Origin of the sequence: Stenotrophomonas sp. SrG (assembly GCF_050031795.1) — a bacterium.
GTDB lineage: Bacteria > Pseudomonadota > Gammaproteobacteria > Xanthomonadales > Xanthomonadaceae > Stenotrophomonas > Stenotrophomonas rhizophila_A.
The window spans coordinates 1-233 of the sequence record NZ_JBNBBE010001521.1; the positions used below are offsets into that span (position 1 = coordinate 1).

At 58.8% G+C, this 233-nt stretch carries 1 pseudogene; it reads right to left on the reverse strand.

Features of this window, described 5'->3' with window-relative positions:
* Positions 1 to 57: 57 nt before the first annotated feature.
* Positions 58 to 233 (reverse strand): annotated as a pseudogene (locus ACQG3P_RS24475) (2OG-Fe(II) oxygenase); the annotation flags it as partial.

Below are 233 nucleotides of genomic sequence, written 5' to 3' on the forward strand. Positions count from 1 at the left end.
GGCTTGTACCTGCAACATCAGCGGGGAGATCAACGCCGGTGGATAACGGCGTAGTTAAGTCAAAACCCCGCTGAATACTGCTAGTTGCAGCTGGATTTCGACCTGGCGCCACTCTGGACGCCCACTTATGCGCAGATCCTTGCTGTGCTTGAGTTCCGGTAACACGCCGCTGCCTACTTCGCCAGGCTTCAGCTGTGCGCTGGCGCGCATCTGTGCCTGTATGGCGGCGCAGT